Source organism: Thermococcus sp. (assembly GCF_027023865.1).
In the GTDB taxonomy this organism is placed as follows: domain Archaea; phylum Methanobacteriota_B; class Thermococci; order Thermococcales; family Thermococcaceae; genus Thermococcus.
In genome coordinates this window covers 205,246-224,523 of record NZ_JALVUC010000025.1, presented here as the reverse complement: position 1 = coordinate 224,523, position 19,278 = coordinate 205,246, and the positions used below count along the sequence as shown (strand labels likewise).

The window sequence follows — 19,278 nt, the reverse complement described above, 5'->3', positions numbered from 1 at the left end:
TTCCGAGGGAGTCGCCGGGATCGCAGGTTCCTGGAGGTGGAAGCTTGAGGTTTGGGGTGGTGGCAAGGCGCGACAGACCCGCGGCACTGAAGTTAGCTTACAGGGTTTACGACTTCCTCAAGGTCAGCGGGTACGAGGTCTTTGTGGACTTGGAAACGTATCAGCACCTGCCTGAGTTCGCTGAGGAAGATATCATCCCACTGGAGGAGTTCAACGTCGACTTCATGATAGCAATAGGTGGCGACGGAACAATACTACGCGTTGAGCACAGGACTAAAAAGGAGATACCCATCCTGGGAATAAACATGGGCACTCTGGGCTTTCTCACGGAGGTCGAACCCCACGAGGCGTTCTTTGCGTTGAGCAAACTCATGGAGGGGGACTACCATATAGACGAGCGCCTAAAGCTAAGAACTTATATCAACGGCGAGAAGGGCGTGCCGGACGCTCTGAACGAGGCGTCAATACTGACAGGGATTCCAGGTAAGATCATTCACCTGAAGTACTATGTGGACGGGGGCCTTGCCGATGAGATAAGGGCCGACGGCTTAATAGTCTCCACCCCGACGGGTTCAACCGGCTACGCCATGAGTGCAGGGGGGCCGTTCTTAGACCCCAGGCTTGAAGCGGTCGTTATAGCCCCTTTAGCCCCAATAGCGCTGAGCGCAAGACCCATGGTGGTTCCAGCTGGGAGCACCGTAAAGATCAAGAACCTGGCCAAGGGCAGGGAGCTTATCCTAGCCATAGACGGCCAGTTCTACACCCAGCTCGACCCGGAGACGGAGATAGAAGTGCGGAAATCCCCCAGAAAGGCAAAGTTTGTCCGCTTTACTGACGAGATATATCCCAAGTACACGATTAGGCTTAAGGGGAGGTTTTAGAGGGGCTCAAACTCCTTCAGGAGGAAGGACTTCTCCTGGGGGGTTACCACAGTATCGTCCACGAATATCATCAGGGTGCCCTTGAGGGCCAGCAGGTAGTCCTTGAGGTTGACAAGGAACTTGAAGACGATCCTGAAGTCGTTGTAAAGGAGGAGGTACTCGACGGAATCAACTATGACCACTGCCTCTGGGTTCTCCTGGACAAAGCGGATTACCTTGTCCTGGATAACATGAAGGGCCGTCGGCTGAATCCCCCCAGGAACCTGAGTCACCCACAGGACCTCGATGTTGCCCCTATCAAAGCTCTCGTATATCGACGGGGAACGCGTAATGGCCATTATTGGGAAATCTGCATCCTTGAGAAGCTCGAGAACATCTGAGAGCCTGTACCGGGAGAGTATAATGTAAACACCCACGGAGAAGGGAGAGTCCCCACGTGGCACCCTCGGGCGGGATTTAACCCCCGTCCCGGCGTTTACCACCACCGACGGCATGTACCTGAGTTCCACGAGCATGATATACCTCAGAACGGTGTATATAACACCAAGGATTGAAATGAAGTAGAGAATTTCCTCCACCAGGGCAAAGTCGGTCCCGCAACAGAAGTTGTCCACCAAATCAAGGATCCTGCCGATCTCGGCCAGCAGGAGGAAGACGAAAGAGTACTTTATCAGGATGTTGAGTTCAACGTCGTATTTATCGAGCCTCATGTAGAGAAAGAAGATGGCGTAGCCTATGGCGAGGGCCAGGATAAGATCCAGAATAAAAACATAGAGCGGGACTATTAAACCCATGTCACTTTCACCTCATCCGTGCGGAACTTCTGCCTCACAACGGTATCTTCTATTTTAAATCTTACGCCGCCACGGTACATCCTCAGTCCGGTGTAGGCTATCATGGCCCCGTTATCCCTGCAAAGGTCGTAGGGGGGAACAAAGAAGTATACTCCCCTGTCCTCAGTCATGACCTCCAACATCTCACGGAGCCTGTTGTTTGCCGCAACTCCTCCGACGAGGACAACTTCCCCCTTACCTGTATGGGCCACTGCCCTCTCGGTGACCTCAACGAGGGAGGCAAAAGCGGTTTCTTGGAAGGAATAGGCAAGGTCCTCAATGCGGTAATTGCCCGTCCGGTATTTCCTGACCGCTTCCGTCAGGACACCAGAGAAGCTCAAATCCATGCCTTTAACCGCGTAGGGAAGCTCAATGTACTTCTCGCCCTTTTGAGCGAGTCTCTCTATCTTTGGCCCGCCGGGGAAACCTATACCCAATTCACGCGCGAAGGTATCTATTGCGTTGCCTATGCCTATGTCTAAAGTCTCGCCGAAGACGCGGTAGCGGCCGCCCTCCAGAGCGAGAACCTGCGTGTTGCCCCCGCTTACGTACAAACCGACGGGGTCTTTAACCCCGAACATCTTGGTAATCTCGACGTGCGCGATACAGTGGTTTACCCCAATGATGGGCTTGTTGTGCTTTATCGCCAGCGCCCTCGCGGCAGTGGCGACGACCCTGAGGCACGGCCCGAGTCCAGGCCCCTGGGAGAATGCTATAACGTCAACGTCCTCAATCGTTATTCCGGCCTCTTGAAGGGCTTTCACTAGAAGGGGCTTGAAAAGGCGCGCGTGGTGCTCGGCCGCCTCCTTGGGGTGTATTCCCCCCTTCTCGGTGGTGAGAGTGTGGAATACGTTCGCCAAAACCCTCTCCTCAGTTACGATTCCGATTCCAACGGTGTGGGCCGTGCCTTCTATTCCGAGGGCAATCATGTTAGTGAACTCCCAAGAAGGGTATAAAAAGGTTGTTGAAACATTAACACCGACAACTAAAACTGAAATTTTAGACGAGAACGGTTTTTTACATTCCGATAAAAACGCGTCAGTTGTGAAATTAAAGAGAAAGTTCACCGCTCTGAGAGCCAGAACAGGGCTTTCGCGACCCTCTCAGGGGTGGGGAAGTTCTTAATCCCGGCCTCTTCCAGGACCTCAACACCTCTCCCAACCAGCTCCCCAGCCATGAAGTTGACGATGAGCGGTTTATTGCAGGAAGCCTCGATTACAGCCCTCGCTATCTCCTCGCTCGGGATGAATATCGGAGGAACGCAGATGATGAGAAGAGAATCAACGTTCCCGTCTTTACAAACGGTCTCAATCGTTCTCTTATAGCGCCCGTAGTCTGCATCGGCTATGAGGTCAATGGGGTTCTTCACGGAACACTGGGGCGGGAGGAAAGAGAGGAGTTCTCTGACCGTTTCTTCGCTCAGCTTCGCAATCTTAAGGCCAAGCCTTTCCAGCTTGTCAGTCGCCAGAACACCCGGCCCGCCGGAATTCGTGATTACCGCAACCCGCTTCCCTGCCTTTGAGTAGGTCTCAAAGGCCTTAGCGGCATCAAAGAGTTCCTCCATCTCCTCAACCTCAATGGCACCGGCCTGCTTGAAGGCAGCTCTATAAATCTCGTAGCTTCCGGCGAGAGAACCCGTGTGGGAGGCGGCCGCCTTAGCACCGCTCACGCTCTTTCCGGCCTTGAGGATTATGACGGGCTTTTTGCTTGAGGCATAGCGAAGTGCTTTGAGAAACCTCCTTCCGTCCTTAACACCCTCGATGTAAAGGGCTATCGCTTTCGTGTTCTCATCGTCAGCGAAGTATTCCAAAAAGTCGCTCTCGTTCAGGTCAGCGGCGTTCCCGTAGGAAACGAAGGCCGAGAAGCCTATCCCCTCGTCGTTCCCCATGGCTAGGGCCGCACCGCCGAAGGCCCCGCTCTGACTGATTAAGGCAAGACCTCCGAGCTTTACGCGAATCTCAAAGGAGCCAAAGAACTTACCGTAAACCCCGAAGATACCGGCGCAGTTGGGACCTATCAAGCGAACACCGTGCTTTTTAGCCTTCTCAACCAGCTCACGCTCGAGTTCATCGTTCCCAACCTCAGAGAAGCCCGCGCTTATAACGACGGCACCCTTAATGAGCGGGCCGATTTCATCGATCAGAGCGGGAACGATTTTGGCCGGAACCGCAATGATGGCTGTATCAGTAGGTTCATCAAGCCGTCTCCTGATTTCAAAGGTTTTTCCTGCGACCTCAACCATCCCGCCCTTTGGATTTACCGGGATGACCTTTCCCTCAAAACCACCCTCCACGATGTTCCTGAGGATTTCCCTCGCTATCGCGCCCTCCTTGAATGATCCGAAGACAGCAACGCCCTCTGGATAGAAAAACGCATCGAGACTCATTCCACCACCCAGAGCGGATTGGCAGATGAACAAAAAAGCTTATTGGTTGGACATTCCAACGGGGGAACATGAGGAAAAAGTACCTCAAGGTCGTCGTCGGCGGAACCTTCGACAGGCTCCACTTAGGCCATAAAGCACTCCTCAGAAAAGCCTTCGAAGTCGGTGAATACATCTACGTCGGGTTAACCTCGGACGAGATGATAAAAGAGAAGCCCTACGCCGAAAAGATACTCCCATACGAGCTTCGCCTGCGGGATCTGCTCAAGTTCTTCGAGGTCAACGGCTACTCCAACTACCGCGTTATCAAGATTCACACGGCGATAGGCTTTGCTGACAGGATGAAAAGCCTGGAAGCAATAGTCGTCAGCGAGGAGACCTACAAAGGAGCGCTGGTCGTCAACCGCGCCAGGGAGGAGAACGGGCTTAAACCGCTTGACATTGTTGTGATTGGACTAATCAAAAGCTCCCTCGGGCCGAAGATAAGTTCCTCCCTCATACGGGCCGGATTGATAGACCCCTTCGGGAGACCCCTCCAGTGGAAACGAAACTCCCGAAAGACGTTTAAGGGGAAATAAAATAACACTTCCGGTGATACCCATGGAGAAGCTTAATGAGCCGATTATAGCGATAAACTTCAAGACCTACATTGAGGCAACCGGGAAGAGGGCATTGGAGATAGCCAAGGCCGCGGAAAAAGTCTGGAAAGAGACGGGGGTAACCATGGTCGTCGCCCCACAGCTGGCCGACCTCAGGATGATAGCCGAGAGCGTTGAGATTCCCGTATTTGCCCAGCACATCGACCCAATAAAGCCCGGAAGTCACACGGGTCACGTTCTGCCCGAGGCGGTAAAGGAGGCCGGTGCCGTAGGAACGCTCCTCAACCACTCGGAAAACAGGATGGTTTTAGCGGACCTCGAGGCGAGCATCAGAAGGGCCGAAGAAGTCGGACTGATGACGATGGTCTGTTCCAACAACCCTGCCGTTTCAGCCGCCGTTGCCGCCCTCGGTCCAGACTACGTAGCGGTTGAGCCTCCAGAACTCATCGGAACAGGGATACCCGTCAGTAAAGCCAAGCCCGAAGTGATAACCGACACGGTGGCACTCGTCAGGAAGGTCAACCCCGACGTTAAAGTCCTCACAGGGGCGGGCATCTCCACAGGGGAGGACGTCAAGAAGGCCCTTGAGCTGGGGAGCGTCGGCGTCCTCCTTGCGAGTGGCGTCACGAAGGCGAAGGATCCTGAGAAGGCGATAAGGAACCTGGTCTCATTGATAATCTGAGGTTTCTACCTTCTCCCCTTTCTGGCTGTTCTGACTAAATCCCTAGACAAAAGAGAACGGATGGAAAAAAACTCACATGGCGGTGTAGCCACCGTCGACGACGAGTTCCGTCCCCGTCACGAACATTGACTCGTCGGATGCAAGGTAGAGAACGGCGTAGGCAACGTCTATAGGCTCGCCAACCCACCCAACTGGATTCATCCTGGCGAAGGCCTTCCTGCACCCCTCCTCATCTAAGATTCCCATTTTCCTGCAGGCCTTCTTGAGCATAGGCGTCCAGATGCTACCCGGATACACCGAGTTAACCCTGATGTTGTCCTTCGCGTAGATGAGGGCGTCGGTCTTCGTCATCAGCCGTATGGCCCCCTTGGAGGCGTGGTAGGGCGGAATGCCCGGAGAGCCAACGATGCCATAGATGGATGAGATGTTGACGATGCTCCCGCCGCCGGTCTTCTTCATGTAGGGAATGACGTGCTTCGTGCAGAAGAAGACGCCCTTGACGTTGACGTTCATCACCTGATCCCACTCCTCCTCGGTAAGCTCGTGGGTGGGCTTGTCAACGCCCGTAACACCCGCGTTGTTCACCAGGATGTCGATCTTCCCGAACTCGCGCGCTATCTCGGCGAAGACTCTCTCAACTTCTTCCTCGCTACTGACGTCGAGCTTCCAAAACTTAGCGGTTCCGCCGGCCTTTCTAATGCTCTCAACGACTTCCATGCCTCTCTCAACGTTCCTTCCGGTAACGGCAACCTTCGCACCCTCCTTCGCTAAAAGCTCTGCTATGGCCCTTCCGATTCCGGAGGTGGCACCGGTGACAATGGCGGCCTTCCCTTCGACCCTTCCCATTTTCATGCCCCCAAGTGTTCATTGAACAGCCAAAAAGGTATATTTAATTACGAGCCACAGATTTTAAATTTTTCCTATTACCACTCTTCCAGAGTTATCATCGGGAGGGGGCCGGATCGGCTTAAGGTTTATAAGCCCTGAAGAAGTTCAACTGAATGGACAGCCCGGTGGTGTAGCGGACAATCATCCCGGACTTTGGATCCGGGGACCGGGGTTCGAATCCCCGCCGGGCTACCATAGAAACTTTGCCTTCACAAAGTTTCATCAAGGTTTGTAGCTCCTTTTTGACAGGCTAAACTTTTGAGCGGGTTTTCGTTTAATTGCCGTTTTGAACTTGAGAACTTTTAAATTGGCCCGTTAAACCCGTTTTTGTAGGCAAGTTTAGAGTGCACGCTTGATTCTCTGTCAGTTCAGCAGAAAGGGATCCTTTTGGTGAAGCTGTAATCCTCTTCTGGGATTTCTCTCATCGCCTTGCCCATTAAATGCCCGCTCCACTTCTTCTTGTTCGTGACGAACTTCAGCTCTGGAATGAGCGGCTTGAACTCAAGCTCGCCGAGCTTTATGGGCTTGATCTTAACCCTGAGCGGGTAAGTCTCGTTAATGTGAGGTGGACTCTTGAAGATTCTGCTTGAGTCTGTGTAATGCTCACTCACAACCTCAAAGATGCCCACGATCTTTGGTTCTAAAATTTCTTTGTCCTTCCGCTCCTGCTTGACGTAAAAAACGAGCCTGTCGCCCGGTTTAACCTTAGCAATGGTGTTTTTATGTCTCTTCGCGACTCCCCAGACGTTTCTCTCCTTAATTACTTTCCAGTTCTCCCGGGTGGTGATGCAGAGCCAGTAGGTCATGGGCTTTCACCGATTTTTATTAAGCATTAGAGGAGGATGAGTTGAATATATCTAACTACATTTGTCGAACACCTTATTAAGGCGAATATAAGATTAGGGGATGCGATCGATGGTAGAACATGGAGTTTAATGGAATAGTCAAGAACGGGTTTGGAGGCGATTAGAAGTGCCGGATTACTTTTTGGTATCCCTTTCAAACAGGGAGAACCTGGAACTCTGTATGAAACACAACCTTGCGGGGTTTACAAGCAGTATAAACGGCCTCTGGACGTTTTTTGATATAGACGTTGGGGATCACATCTCATTTCTGTACGGGGCCCGGGTGAGGAATCTGTATAAGGTTGTGGGAAAAGCTGCATACAGGAACGCCGAGAAGCTCCCTCCGTGGCCTTCGATAACATTCAGATCAGGAAAGACTTATTACTTCCCATTCAGGCTGTTCTTAAAGCCAGAGCGAGAGTTCGATGAACCTATGGTCAGGCAAAATTCTCATATGTCGCCGAGAATCTGCTTTTAAGGGGCGGCTACCGGAAAACTCACTTCCAGGCAGATACCCTCACGTTTTACAGTGTTTCGGAGATGGGGGGTGCCATATACCGACGAATCAACTTACATTTTTCTTCTGAAAGCCTCGCCCTTCACGGCGGAGAGGAGTCAGATACTCAAAAACGGATACCAGAACCCTGTAAAGGCGAGTATCAAAAGCTGAACTCCTCAACAGTAAACGTCTCCATGACCCTCTCGAAGTCCGTCTCCGGGGCGTAGGTGAAGCCGCAGTTGGGACACTTCAGAACACCGTTTTCCTCACTCAGCGGGGAGAAGCAGACCGGACAGCGATACTCCTCGCGCTTCAACTTGTCGTAGATCTCATCCTTCATGACAACCAGGTTAAGCTCTGTCTCCCAATCCTCATGGAGCATGCCCCAGTAGGGCGTCTCGACCGGATAGAAATCCTCAAGAACCAGGGCGTTTATTCCTATGCCCCTGACCCCCGGTGGGAGCTTATTCGTCGGTTCAATCGAGACAACGTACTGGCCGTAGAACTCTATGTTCTCTGCCCTTATCGTAAGACCTCGGGAGAGCTTTGAGCGGAGTGGGATCATCTGGAGGAAGAGGCTCTCCCGCTCAACATCCCAGCTCGCGCTTATCGAAACCCCGCCCCTCGTGAAGAACTGGGTTATATAGCGGTCGTCACGCTCCTCTCCAGCTAAGGAAAAGCCCAGCTTGCCGAAGGTCCTGGAGAGAAAGTTCGGTCTGGGGAGTTTTCCGTAGTTCACCATGTATTCCCCTATCCAGCCAGCAAGGGGCATGGAGTAGCCGATGAAGGCCTGCTTTTGAACGCGCAGGTAGGCGATGGTAGGCACTAATTTGAACTGGCTGGACATCAAAGGTAATAACACAAAGGACTATAAATACCTAACCCTTTATCGGAGGGAAAATAAGGCCCAAGACATCTCCAAACCTCTTTATCCCACCCTTTATCAGTAGTACAGGAGATTTTTAGGAAGTATTACATGATCATGCAACTCTTTTACTTGAGCTTCTTTTGACTCATTCCAAGTGGAAAATTTAAGTTAGGATAAATTCATACTCGAAAAAAAAGGAAGAATTTTTACGCTAAGTAAAAGGAAAAATTTATAAGGATAAGTTGATTAGAGCATAATGCAAAAACCTCAAAGAGGTGAACCTCGTGAAGTTGAAGTTATTGTTCGCAGTCCTATTGGGACTGCTGATGATCGGAGTGACGGCAGGAAGCGCGGCGGCAGCACCTATACACAACCAGCCGGCCCCACAGGGCGGTGTTGGTGCAGGTTCGGTGATAGACACCAGATTCGAAGGTAATGGTGTCATCTCCACATCAACGTATCCAATATACCTCCCCCAACTCCAGAGATGGCTCGTATACCAGAAGGTGAGACATGGTTCAGAAGGATACTTCAAGCTGACAGTATACAGAATCCCCGTTTTTGGCTATGACACTTTGATAGCATTCCCAGATGGCATGAAAGTATACACAAACAAAGCATCAGGCATGAAGTACGAAGGAAAGGTTGGAATAGCATATCATTTTAGGAAGAGCGGTTGGTTTGTATGGAAGATCCAGCTAAAGCTTCCCGTTAAATTCACTGCAGGAAGGGGGCACCACGCAGTGATCTCTGTCGGTGGGAGCCCAGAAGTTCTTATTGGTGGCCCGGTGGCATCCCTCGTAAATGGGGAAAAACCAAAGCTCTTTACAGCGCTAAAAGGCCTATTAAGCGGCCAGATTACCAAGAGCAACGTCATTAGCATAGTGGCATTCGCATTGGCATCAGGGGCCAATGTCGACGTCCTAGTATTTAACGAGGTGTGAAGAATGAAAACCACCAAAATTATCCTTTCTGCCCTGGGGGCTACCTTCTTCTATTTTTTTGCAAAATACTACATTACCCACACTACTGAGCCAGGATTTCAAGAGGCAATCTTCCTAGCAGGTATCATGGCTTTTAGTTCATTTATACACAACTTCTGGGAACTTACAGACCCGAAAAGAGGTAGAAATTCAAAACGGGCGTTTGCTAGAGTAATCAGCGCGGGGCTATTTGGTTTCATAAGCACTTTGTTGCTGATCCATGAAACATCCCTCCCAGCGTTTTTGGGAATCGTTGCCCTTTCAATTGCACTCAGCTGGATAAATCAAGTGATCACAGGGAATTGAGGTGCTGAGCATGAAGGCAGAAACACCCGTGAAACTTCTTAAAATTTCAGTTTATGGGTGGACGTTTTATCTGCCTCAGATAATAACCCTCTCAATGATAGGTAGCTTGGCGGGTATCTACGGATTCTTGATTGTATTCCTCACAGCAAGTATCGGATACACCGTCAGAGCATTGATTATGATGGGAATTTCTGTGGGGATTATGTGCGTTTTATTTCAAAAGAAGCCCTCGCTGGACGCTTTCGACTATTTCCTGCCGTTATCCGGGTGGGGAATTTTATCCCTGCTGTTGAGGACTGTAAATTGGATGGCCCCCCAAATTCTACAGGTCAGGATACTCGTGGAGCAAATATCCCTGCTCACAGCATGGTTCCTCTCATACTATACGCTGGGTAAGCTGTTTAAAGAAAATAAGTCCACAACGCGACCAGTGGTGGTAGCACTTTTAATCGCCGTTCTGTTGTTTTTCTTATTACCACCACCCATCTGATTCCCAAATCAAGAGTTACCGCCCGAGATATTACAGGGATAAAAGTGCAAACGGGGGCGACCTCCCCAAGGACTCTCTGGAAGGTTCTGAAAAACTCATCCCCCGAAGAACTCGTCGAGGCTTACACCCTTCTTTTTCTTCTTGTCCTTCGCCTTGCGCTCTTCCTCTTTTCCCTTTTCATCCGCAAGGTACCTTTTGAGGGCTGCCTTTTCAAGCCCAGTAGTGGGCTTTGTCTTCTTCTCGGAGCGTTTGGGCTTCCCGACTTCTTTTGGAGGAGTTTTCTTAGCTCTCTCCACTCGGTTCTTCTTTCCGTTTCCGTTGGCCTTCAGCTCGTCGAGGTAGCCGTTCTTCCCGTTGGACTTGCCGGTTCTCTCCTTCACCATCTTCTCACAGATATCGGCCGAAAAGCCCATCAGGGTTCTCTGCCTCTCGGGAAGAACGTTCTCAAAGAGTGTCTTTATGTCCTTCTCGGTTATGCATATTCTCTGCCTCGTGTAGTCGAGGACGTTGTACTTCGTGACAAGCATCTTGGCCGTCGGCAGGTACTTCTCGATGGCGCCCTTGCTGACCGTCAGAACGATTTTGCCGCCGCACTTGGGGCACTTTCCCCCGAGGGGAGGCCTCCTGTACTTGGTGTTGCACTTCACACACCGGAACTCCTGCCTTGTGAAGCTCCTGAGGTTACCCCTCAGATCAGGAACGAGATGAGAGTTAATGATGGTTTCAGCAACGTGGTTCTCGTCCACTGCGCGGATGCGCTCGGCAAGGGTCAGCTGTCGTTCAACCTTCTCCACCATATCACCGAGCTGCTTGTACAGGCTCATCTTCGGGCCGAGACCGATATCGTCGGTATCGTGGGTGAACTTTATGCCCTCGTACATCTCTGGCTTGCCGAGCCTGTCCTCGACGCGCTCGATGAACTTTATCGACTTCGGCGACTTCAGCTCGTAGGTTGCCGCGTAGAATTCGAGGGGGTAGTACCGGACGACATCCATGTTGTGGACCTCACTATCGACCTCGCGCGGGTCCAACCTCGTGGTAACGACCAGGGGCGCGTCCATCTTGCCGCCGCGCTTTTCGGGCAAATAGTAACGAGAAAAGTTTAAAAGTGCATCCATAAGTAACATCACACTGTCCTCATCTCCGTCGCAGTTTCTCCTCTTTGCCGCATGATAATACGGGTGCGCGTAGCTTACAAGAACGTCGGAGAAGCCTATTATCCTGCCGATGATTCCGGCAGAGGTGTGCGGGGCAAGGCCTATCACGAGGTGACCGACCAGATCTTCCATATTCTCCGCGTTGTAGAAACGCGGGAGACCATAGAACTTCTCAAGGAGGTCGTCTATGAAGTGCGCCACCTTAAGGAGGTAACGGCCGGCCTCATGGGGGAGGATTACATCCTGAACTTTGAGTTCCAGTATCTGATCGTCCCTCTCAAGGGGCTTGCCCTCAAAGTCGTGGGTGTAGCCAAGTTCGCGGAGCTTTTCAACGCTCGTGCCTATCTCCCTCGGCTTGAAGTGTGTTATCGGGGCATCGGTGGCATCAAAGCGGATCGTACCGTCTTTGAAGACGTAAACGTCGTTCTTCACTCTGAGGAGGCCCTTTTCCAGAGGCTCGGCCATTTTGTAGCCGGAGGTCATACCCATGACTCCTTTGAGCCTGTCGATGCCGTAGACTTTAACGTTCTCCATCGCTTGCTTGAGAAGTTCTGAGGGCTTTATCGTCCTCCTGACGTAGGGAGAAAGTTCAACACCACATTTGGGACAGCGGAAGTCGAAATTTTTGGCCTCGCTCTCCGTGTAGTCAACGTTACACCTGGGACAGTGCCAGAGGAGTTCCTTCCTCGTTCCACAGCGCGGGCAGAGGTGCTCCGGTCCGACGTGACCACAGTTGGGACACTTGAAGAAGGCTATCTCAACGCTCGAAACCTTTCCTGCCTCGGCGACCTTCTTTATGTCTCTACTCGAACCTCCAGCCAAGCCGATGGGGAAGAGAACCTGAACAGGAGGCTTCATTTTCCTCTCTTTGGCCTTCTCAGGCCTCCCCATTCTTGCCCCAATCCAGCTTATCCCCTTATCCCTAAGCTTTATCCGGTTGTTCTCGTTGATTATGTCGATGACGGTGTGGAAAGGCTTGGCCTTGAACTCCCATTCGAGGTTGCCAAGCGGCGTGAGGAGGGCCGAGGCCCAGGGGTAGTCGATTACGATGGCCTTCCTCCTGTTTTCGGTCCGCTCGAGTCTGTGGGGAAGGCCCAGGAGTTCAAGGTAGCGCTTGATTTTGGGATCGCTGTCGAGGACAACCTTTCTCGCGAACTTGTTCTTCCTGAACTCGTCCCACTCGATTTGAGCGTTCGCCAGAGTCCTCTGGAGTTCCTCAACTTCTTCTGGTTGAAGGGTATTCCAGTAGAGAGTGTAGTAGGGGTGAAACGGAATCTCCAAAACCTTTGAGAGATGTATGGCCATCTCAACATCCGGCCTGACGCGCAGGGGGTCGCGGAGGAGCTTCCAGAGGAACTCCGGGTCGGCCTCGATGTATTCTGCCGCTTCCTCAACGGCCTCGCGAGGGTTCTCTGCGAAGGGTTCAAGCTCGACCTCGTAGGTGTCGGCTATCGCTTTGAGAAGCTCCTGGATCCACCATTCCTCAGCGTAGTTCGCAGGCGATAGCGTCTGGTTGTTCTCGACGAAGTCGCCGAAGTTAACCAGCGCGTCCCCAACGTAGAGAATCTCGTCAAGCTCATTCTTCACCCGCAGGGCAGTCTCGTAGTCATCCACCTTAATTACAGAGTCGTTCTTGAGCTTAACTACCGGCCCTTCAACCGTGGTTACCGGCGTTGTGATGCAGCCTTTTCCGGGTCTCTCAGTCTTCATCTGCGTTCCGATGGCTATGAACTCATCTAAAATCAGCATGGTTGCGGGGTTGACACTCCACGTCGCGAAACCGCTAACGCGGGAACGGCCGTAACGCAAACGGAAGCCGCCGTTGGCTGAAGGTTCGGCGAAGAGGGGCCTGCCACCGATTATCTCTTTTATATACTTTTTATTAGGCGCAATATTGGCCCTGAACTTCTCGTAAATCTCATAGTAGAAACCCTTCTCAACTTTCTCCTTGACCTCGTCTTTTTCGGCCTTTTTGGTCTTGGAATCAGTCAATGGTTTCTCCTCGGCGGATTTACCCTTCTCCTTGGCATCAACAAACTCCTTTATCCAGTCCCAGCCGTCAATGCCCATTTTATCGATGTACTTGATGAGCTTCTTCGCCTTCTGGAGGACGCCCTCCGCCATGACCAGGATTGCACCGCCACGGATGTGGTTCGTCTCAACGCCGGGAACGTCCCTGTGACTCACTTCCACCTTGTCGGTCTCTTCCCCGGTTATCTCGATGGGGATGTTCTTCATGGCAAGACTAACTTCATCAACCTCCGGATGATACTGCAGTCTCGTAACCGCGCGGTGATAGAGGTCAACCTCCTCAACCATCCTTTCTATATGCTCCTCGCTAGGCTTGAAGCGGTTAAGACCGAGCTTTTTGCGGACGTAATCTCCGACAAGGACGCTCAATGCCTGAGCGGTTCCGCCGGAGCTTCTTATCGGCCCGGCGTAGTAGAGGGCCAAATATTCACTGTTATCTGCCCAAGTGTTGCGCTTTATTTTAACATCCGCTATCCCCTCAAGCGGGGCGGAAACGATTCCCTCTGTAAGGATCGCCAGGGCGGTTCTAACGGCCTGTTCCGCATAACGCTCCTTGCTCCCGAGGTCACCGAACTTCCCGTCTATTATTTCGTCAACTATCTTGAGAGAAGCAATCTCCTTGCCGTACTCCTTGACAAGCTCCCTTATACGGGGAGCAACGCCCTTGGGCCCGACGAGGCTCTCAACACGGCCGGCCATATCTGTGGCTTGAGGAACCTCTACCTCTAAGCTGGGGTCCTTGCCCTGGGCGCGGGCCTTTCTCGCTATCTCGTAGGCCCGGTCTATCTCGCGTTGAAGTGACTCGAAGTAGGCCTTCATCTCCGGAGAATACAGTTCCTCAGACATTTCACACACCCTCACAGAAGCGGTCGAAGCTTACAACTGCCCTAAGACGGGCGGTTTCGACGTCTATTATCGGCACGCGCGCCGGAGTCGGGACGATGTTCACCATCTTCTGGAACTCGGTCTGGGCCTGCCAGGTGCCCGCGTTTATCACGAAGACTCCGTTGTAGATCTTGTACTCCATAACGTGAACATGGCCCGTCTGGAAGAGATCCGGGACGGACTCTATGACCAGTGTATCCTCAGGATCGGGGGCGATGGGAACCTTCTCGCCGAATGTCGGGGCAAGGTGGCGGAGCTTCAAAAGGTCAACGGAAGCCTCTGCCGGCCTGTGATGGCTCCGGTTTGGGATCACATTGACGACATCCTCGATTCCCCTGCCGTGGAAGATGAGAAAGTCCCTCCCGTGGAGCCTCACAACGGCGGGGTTGCTTATCATCACCGCGTTCTTGAGCTTGAAGAGGGGTCTAGCGTACTCCTCGTAAAAGCCCGGCTGCGGAAGGGCCGTCCTTGCAGCGTCATGATTTCCTGGGCCGATGAACATGGTTATGTGCTCGGGAACGTTCCGCAGGAGGTTGTAAAGGGCCTCATACTGGTCGAAGATGTCAGGGATCTCAAGCTCGTTGTATTGGCCAGGGTAGATGCCGACGCCGTCGACAACGTCTCCTGCGAGTATCATGTACTTGATCCTGCTCACAAGTTCCTCCTCTTTCCGGTTATTGACCTCACCGTTGAGCCACTCCAAGAACTTCTCGAATGCCCTCTCACAGAATTTGTTGGAACCGACGTGGATGTCGCTCAGCAGGACCGCATAGACCTTCTCCTCCAGGGGCGGCTTCTCACGCTTGTACCTCGGAACGTCGGGGAGGAAGATCTTGTTGGCGAAGAAGATGTTCCTGCCAGAGTAGTGGCCACGGAAGCCTATCACAGAGTCAGGCATTATCTGGAAGAACTTCTTGCTCTCCTCGTTGTTGCGGTTTATGAAGACCTTGATGAGTCCGGTGTTGTCCTCGACCTCGAACATGTAGCCCTTAGCGGTCTCTCGCTTGCTGTTGATCAGCCCGATTATCGTAACCTCTTCATCCCCCCCAACGTAGCCGAGCTTTCCGATGTCGATGACGCTCCCGAGTTCAGGGTTCTCGCGGAGGATCCTGCGCATCTTTCTCAGCCTGCTCTTGAAGTAGTCGGTGTAAGATTTAATTATTATCTCACCCTCCTTGCTGGCCGCATTCTTCACCTTGGGGGCCTCGAACTTGACGTTCTTGACATCAAAGACCATCTCCCAGTCGTCGGGTATCTCCTTCGCGCGGTAGTGGAAGCCCTCTTTGGGGGTTATGATGAGGTCACGGTAAACGGAGTAGCTCTTCTCGCCTTCTGGTACTTCCTCAACGTAAGCAATCGGAACGCCGTAGTCGCCGTAGACTATCTTGGGCTTCACCTCACCGTTCTCCTCGTAGTACTCTTCTGAGTCGGCATAGCCGTTTCCATTCGAATAGCCATTAGAGTAATCGCCGTTGAGAGAAGTCCCAGAGGGAACCTCGGAGAAACCATCAACGGGAAGTGCGGAGGACTCACTGGCTGATGCTTCCGATGACTCCGCGGCGGAAGTCCGGAGGGAAGATCCGCTTTCCAGTGGAAGGATCTCATCAGATTCAGCCTTTGATGGGTTCCGGACTGTCTCCCCCAGGTCAGCGGGAACATTTAACCCCCCCTTGGTATCGGTAGTTCCAGTGGAAACAAAACTCTCCCCCTCTGAAAATGCGGTCTTTTCAGGCTTTAATTCCATAGAAGAGACAGATTCAACGGCCGTTTCAGGAGGTTCTCCAGTGGAAATGGATGTCTGGGGGGTGCGTTCAAGATCGGGATTTTCATCCAAGCTTTCGGCAGGAACTATATCATAACCAGATGTTTCTACGGAAGCAGTAAGTTCAGACCCATTATCCCCAGAAAGAGAAACCTCATTGCCCCCAAATATTTCTGATTCCTCATGGATCTCTTCGGGTGGAGTCTCCAGTGGTGCACTGGAAAAAATGCCCTTCTCACGAAGAAAATCGCTGGCTATGGAGGAGTCAATGACAAAGGTGCCCCGAGATTTGGCGAACTTAACAAGCTCCGCGAGCGTGAAGGCTTCCATGTAATGGTCAGCCAGGAGGTAGTAAGCGGGAGGGGTTATAAGATACTTATTGCCCAGCAGATCCTCAACAAGTCCCATCAGAGCAGCCTCCTCTGGTTTGACATGCTAATGGTCAGGACGGTCTGAAGCTGGGGGTCCTGGCGGTATATGTTCTTGACCTTGTAAGGCGTCACATTCAGGCGAATCTCTTTGGTTCTGCCGTAGCGGCCCTTGCTCACGACTTTGGCGTTTATGATACCGAGCATGTCAAGCTCGTTGATCAAATCGCTGACGCGCCTCTGGGTGAGGGGCTCCAAATCAATGTGGTCACACAGGGATTTGTAAACCGAATAAACGTCACCTGTGTTGGCCGGAAGCTCGCCGTTTTCATCGAGGAGGACTATCGCGTAGAGGAGGACTTTAGAGTGAAGGGGAAGGGTCTTTATGACCTCTTCCATAGTATCCTGCTCTATCTTCTCCTGGGCCTTCCAGACGTGCCTCTCCATGACCTTGCTGGCCCCTTCGCGCTCGGCTATCTCACCGGCGACGCGGAGCAAATCCAAAGCCCTCCTCGCGTCGCCGTGTTCCCTCGCCGCTAAGGCCGCACAGAGGGGGACGACGCCCCCGTCCAATACACCTTCGTTGAAGGCATCCTTAGCACGCTGCATTAGAATATCACGGAGCTGATTGGCATCGTAAGGTGGGAATACAACCTCCTCCTCACTAAGGCTCGATAAAACGCGTGCATCTAGGTATTCCTTGAACTTAAGGTCGTTGGATATTCCGATTATGCTGACCTTGGCGAGGCGCAGTTCGGTGTTTATCCTCGTGAGGGAATAGAGGATATCGTCACCGCTCTTCTTGATGAGTTTGTCTATCTCGTCGAGGACGATTATAACGAAGCGCTCACGGGCATCTATAACCCCCTTGAGCCGGGAATAAACCTCATCAGTCGGCCATCCCACGAGGGGAACCTCAACACCGCTCTCCACTTTGAAGTAATTCACTATGTTGGCCAGAACGCGGTACTGGGTATCAACTATCTCACAGTTGATGTAGATGACCTCAACGGGAATATCGTACTTGTCCGATATCTTCCTCAGCTCTTCCGTAACAAACTTGATGGTGACGGTTTTACCTGTGCCAGTCTTGCCATAGACAAAGACGTTAGATGGTGTTTCACCCCTGAGAACCGGAACAAGGATGTGTGCTAGTTCCTCTATCTGCTCACGCCTGTGGGGAAGTTCCCTTGGGGTGTAACTGTGTCTAAGAACCTCCTTGTTCTTGAATATTTTTTTAGCATGGAGGTACTTCTCAAAGATTGAATCGAGGTAGTCGTTGGCCATTCCCCTCACGCTCCACAGGAAACACCGCCGGTGCTGTATAAAACGTCTGTGAAATCCCACATAATATGGATATTATCCTGCATTATGTAAATTTTTTGTAATTCATTCCATTTTTTACAGGGTAATGGGAGTATCTCCAGCCACTCCACCGGACGCACCGGATACAGTGGAAAGCATTGGGTTGGTAGGAGCAGAGGTTTATATGCGTTGTTGAACAAAAGGGTGTAAAAAATCGGGGAAAATCCCATCGAAAGAGGCACTAAAACTAGTCTAGTGCACAACTAGAAATAACCCATTTCCACATCTTCATCACTGTTCTCTACGGCATTAAAGATCTGGGTCAGGAGCGCCTTAGCATCGCCCTCTGGCATTCCAACCTTGACGGTGAGGAACCGCATAAGCTCCTCCCTGCTGGCCCCTCTCTGAATTCTCTCCACGACCATACCCACTATACGGTCGAATATCTCGTCCTCGAACTCCTTCTCAAGGCCAAGTGCAGAAACCGCGGAGAGAAGACCGATTAGCAGGGCGGCAAGGGCGTCGTTGAACTCATCCTTTCCGAGTGTCTTTTTGTCAAGATCAGCGCGAAGGTAAACGTCATCGTTCATTCCCGAGAGAGCAAACTTCATCAGGTGTACATCATCATTGAGCCTCAGGAGAGTATGATACACTTTGAGGCGCTCCTCTGTCGACATTGAAAGGGTCTCAAGACCTAAGGGGACTATCAGACGAACAAAATCCCCAGAAAAAGCCACCATGAGCGAAAACGGCATCCGCGGATGCTCTGCCAGGTAAACCCCAGGTTGCAATTCTTTTAGGGACCAAGGGAGATCCACAATATCCCGGGCGGAATCGGCACCGCTCTTAAGCCATTCTATAACATTTGACTCAACGTTGTCCACTGAAATCACCTAAGACGCTACGACTTGGGGGTTAATTAACTTTGCAGTGGAAAGGGGACGGGAAGACGAAGAACTCCAAGGGAATGGGAGAGCCTCCACAGGAAACAGACGGATTGATAGAACATCTATGTCAACTAAAATTTTAGATATATAAAGGTATTGATGAATCCATCTAGTCATTTCCACTGGGAGATGGATGCACATGAGGATACATCAAAAGCGGTACTCCAACGAACATATACGTACGATTAAGTCAATTAAGTAAAATAACATTGTTTTCATTTTTAATAAAAGAAAACACAATTGTACCCCCCAGGGGGTTCCATTTCCAGTGGAATCAGGTTTCCGGTTACTCCATTTATCCTTTTGAAAACCGGTAAAACTCCCCCGTCTCTTATCGAGGGATAATATTTATTTATTTCTATATACAATGTTCATCTATAAATAGATTTTAGACAATATAATAAACGTTTGACCATAAATTCGTACGGTATCTTTTAAGGCTGGTTATTTGGCATTGGAAAAGTGGCTTGTGAACATTCCTTTCTCTTTTACCCCTACTCAGATCCATCCTTTACCCAAACCCAGCTCCAGTGGAAATAGAACTCTGGGGGGTCTTTCAGATATTC

18 protein-coding genes and 1 tRNA gene are annotated in these 19,278 nt (G+C 51.5%); 8 read left to right on the top strand and 11 right to left on the bottom strand.

Annotation, left to right across the window (positions count from 1 at the left end):
• Window positions 1–44: 44 nt before the first annotated feature.
• Window positions 45–881 (top strand): NAD(+) kinase, encoded by an 837-nt coding sequence (locus tag MV421_RS10750; protein ID WP_297416869.1) that lies wholly within the window; start codon window positions 45–47, stop codon window positions 879–881.
• On the opposite strand, the gene MV421_RS10745 is transcribed toward MV421_RS10750, so the two are convergent.
• The 3 genes from MV421_RS10745 to MV421_RS10735 all read right to left on the bottom strand — a co-directional run bounded on the left by MV421_RS10745 (window position 878) and on the right by MV421_RS10735 (window position 4,100).
• A complete protein-coding gene (locus MV421_RS10745; RefSeq protein WP_297518330.1) occupies window positions 878–1,675 on the bottom strand; it encodes a DUF835 domain-containing protein in 798 nt (265 codons plus the stop codon). The two genes, MV421_RS10750 and MV421_RS10745, sit on opposite strands and share 4 nt — an antisense overlap.
• A complete protein-coding gene (locus MV421_RS10740) occupies window positions 1,666–2,643 on the bottom strand; it encodes a bifunctional N(6)-L-threonylcarbamoyladenine synthase/serine/threonine protein kinase (RefSeq protein WP_297416875.1) in 978 nt (325 codons plus the stop codon). Before MV421_RS10740 ends, MV421_RS10745 begins: the two co-directional genes overlap by 10 nt.
• A 134-nt stretch (window positions 2,644–2,777) precedes the next feature.
• Complete coding sequence (locus tag MV421_RS10735) at window positions 2,778–4,100, bottom strand: CoA-binding protein (protein WP_297503394.1); 1,323 nt, start codon at window positions 4,098–4,100, stop codon at window positions 2,778–2,780.
• A 68-nt stretch (window positions 4,101–4,168) separates the two neighbouring features.
• Here MV421_RS10735 and coaD point away from each other — a divergent pair, with 68 nt between their 5' ends.
• Both coaD and tpiA read left to right on the top strand, forming a co-directional pair.
• The gene (coaD, locus tag MV421_RS10730) at window positions 4,169–4,675 is read left to right on the top strand and encodes a phosphopantetheine adenylyltransferase (protein ID WP_297416881.1); all 507 of its coding nucleotides are present in this window, start codon (window positions 4,169–4,171) and stop codon (window positions 4,673–4,675) included.
• A 22-nt stretch (window positions 4,676–4,697) separates the two neighbouring features.
• Complete coding sequence (gene tpiA, locus MV421_RS10725; RefSeq protein WP_297416928.1) at window positions 4,698–5,378, top strand: triose-phosphate isomerase; 681 nt, start codon at window positions 4,698–4,700, stop codon at window positions 5,376–5,378.
• 72 nt (window positions 5,379–5,450) lie between these two features.
• Here tpiA and MV421_RS10720 read toward each other — a convergent pair whose 3' ends face one another.
• Window positions 5,451–6,230: an SDR family NAD(P)-dependent oxidoreductase gene (locus MV421_RS10720; protein ID WP_297518327.1), complete on the bottom strand. Its 780-nt coding sequence runs from the start codon at window positions 6,228–6,230 to the stop codon at window positions 5,451–5,453.
• A gap of 155 nt (window positions 6,231–6,385) precedes the next feature.
• Between MV421_RS10720 and MV421_RS10715 the strand changes: the two genes are divergently transcribed.
• A tRNA-Gln gene (locus tag MV421_RS10715) sits at window positions 6,386–6,461 on the top strand.
• Between the two features lie 173 nt (window positions 6,462–6,634).
• Here MV421_RS10715 and MV421_RS10710 read toward each other — a convergent pair.
• Window positions 6,635–7,072, bottom strand: a complete 438-nt coding sequence (locus tag MV421_RS10710) for an EVE domain-containing protein (protein ID WP_297416887.1) — start codon at window positions 7,070–7,072, stop codon at window positions 6,635–6,637.
• A gap of 166 nt (window positions 7,073–7,238) precedes the next feature.
• Between MV421_RS10710 and MV421_RS10705 the strand changes: the two genes are divergently transcribed.
• Window positions 7,239–7,589, top strand: a complete 351-nt coding sequence (locus MV421_RS10705) for a hypothetical protein (protein WP_297416890.1) — start codon at window positions 7,239–7,241, stop codon at window positions 7,587–7,589.
• A gap of 181 nt (window positions 7,590–7,770) precedes the next feature.
• On the opposite strand, the gene MV421_RS10700 is transcribed toward MV421_RS10705, so the two are convergent.
• Complete coding sequence (locus tag MV421_RS10700) at window positions 7,771–8,457, bottom strand: hypothetical protein (RefSeq protein ID WP_297416893.1); 687 nt, start codon at window positions 8,455–8,457, stop codon at window positions 7,771–7,773.
• Between the two features lie 305 nt (window positions 8,458–8,762).
• Between MV421_RS10700 and MV421_RS10695 the strand changes: the two genes are divergently transcribed.
• The 3 genes from MV421_RS10695 to MV421_RS10685 are packed head-to-tail and all read left to right on the top strand — an operon-like array spanning window position 8,763 to window position 10,257.
• Complete coding sequence (locus MV421_RS10695) at window positions 8,763–9,422, top strand: hypothetical protein (protein ID WP_297503390.1); 660 nt, start codon at window positions 8,763–8,765, stop codon at window positions 9,420–9,422.
• A gap of 3 nt (window positions 9,423–9,425) precedes the next feature.
• Complete coding sequence (locus MV421_RS10690; RefSeq protein WP_297503388.1) at window positions 9,426–9,767, top strand: hypothetical protein; 342 nt, start codon at window positions 9,426–9,428, stop codon at window positions 9,765–9,767.
• A gap of 10 nt (window positions 9,768–9,777) precedes the next feature.
• On the top strand, window positions 9,778–10,257 hold the full coding sequence (locus MV421_RS10685; protein ID WP_297416901.1) for a hypothetical protein: 480 nt from the start codon (window positions 9,778–9,780) through the stop codon (window positions 10,255–10,257).
• Between the two features lie 95 nt (window positions 10,258–10,352).
• Here the strand turns inward: MV421_RS10685 and MV421_RS10680 are convergent, their stop codons facing one another.
• The 5 genes from MV421_RS10680 to MV421_RS10660 form a co-directional block, all read right to left on the bottom strand.
• Window positions 10,353–14,291: a DNA-directed DNA polymerase II large subunit gene (locus MV421_RS10680; protein WP_297518326.1), complete on the bottom strand. Its 3,939-nt coding sequence runs from the start codon at window positions 14,289–14,291 to the stop codon at window positions 10,353–10,355.
• A 1-nt stretch (window position 14,292) separates the two neighbouring features.
• Window positions 14,293–16,500: a DNA-directed DNA polymerase II small subunit gene (locus tag MV421_RS10675; protein ID WP_297416908.1), complete on the bottom strand. Its 2,208-nt coding sequence runs from the start codon at window positions 16,498–16,500 to the stop codon at window positions 14,293–14,295.
• Window positions 16,500–17,747 (bottom strand): ORC1-type DNA replication protein, encoded by a 1,248-nt coding sequence (locus MV421_RS10670; protein WP_297416931.1) that lies wholly within the window; start codon window positions 17,745–17,747, stop codon window positions 16,500–16,502. Before MV421_RS10670 ends, MV421_RS10675 begins: the two co-directional genes overlap by 1 nt.
• A 5-nt stretch (window positions 17,748–17,752) precedes the next feature.
• On the bottom strand, window positions 17,753–17,896 hold the full coding sequence (locus tag MV421_RS10665; protein WP_297416911.1) for a hypothetical protein: 144 nt from the start codon (window positions 17,894–17,896) through the stop codon (window positions 17,753–17,755).
• Between the two features lie 132 nt (window positions 17,897–18,028).
• Entirely contained in the window at window positions 18,029–18,658 is a 630-nt protein-coding gene (locus tag MV421_RS10660) for a DNA-binding protein (protein WP_366938808.1), read from the bottom strand.
• Window positions 18,659–19,278: the final 620 nt, after the last annotated feature.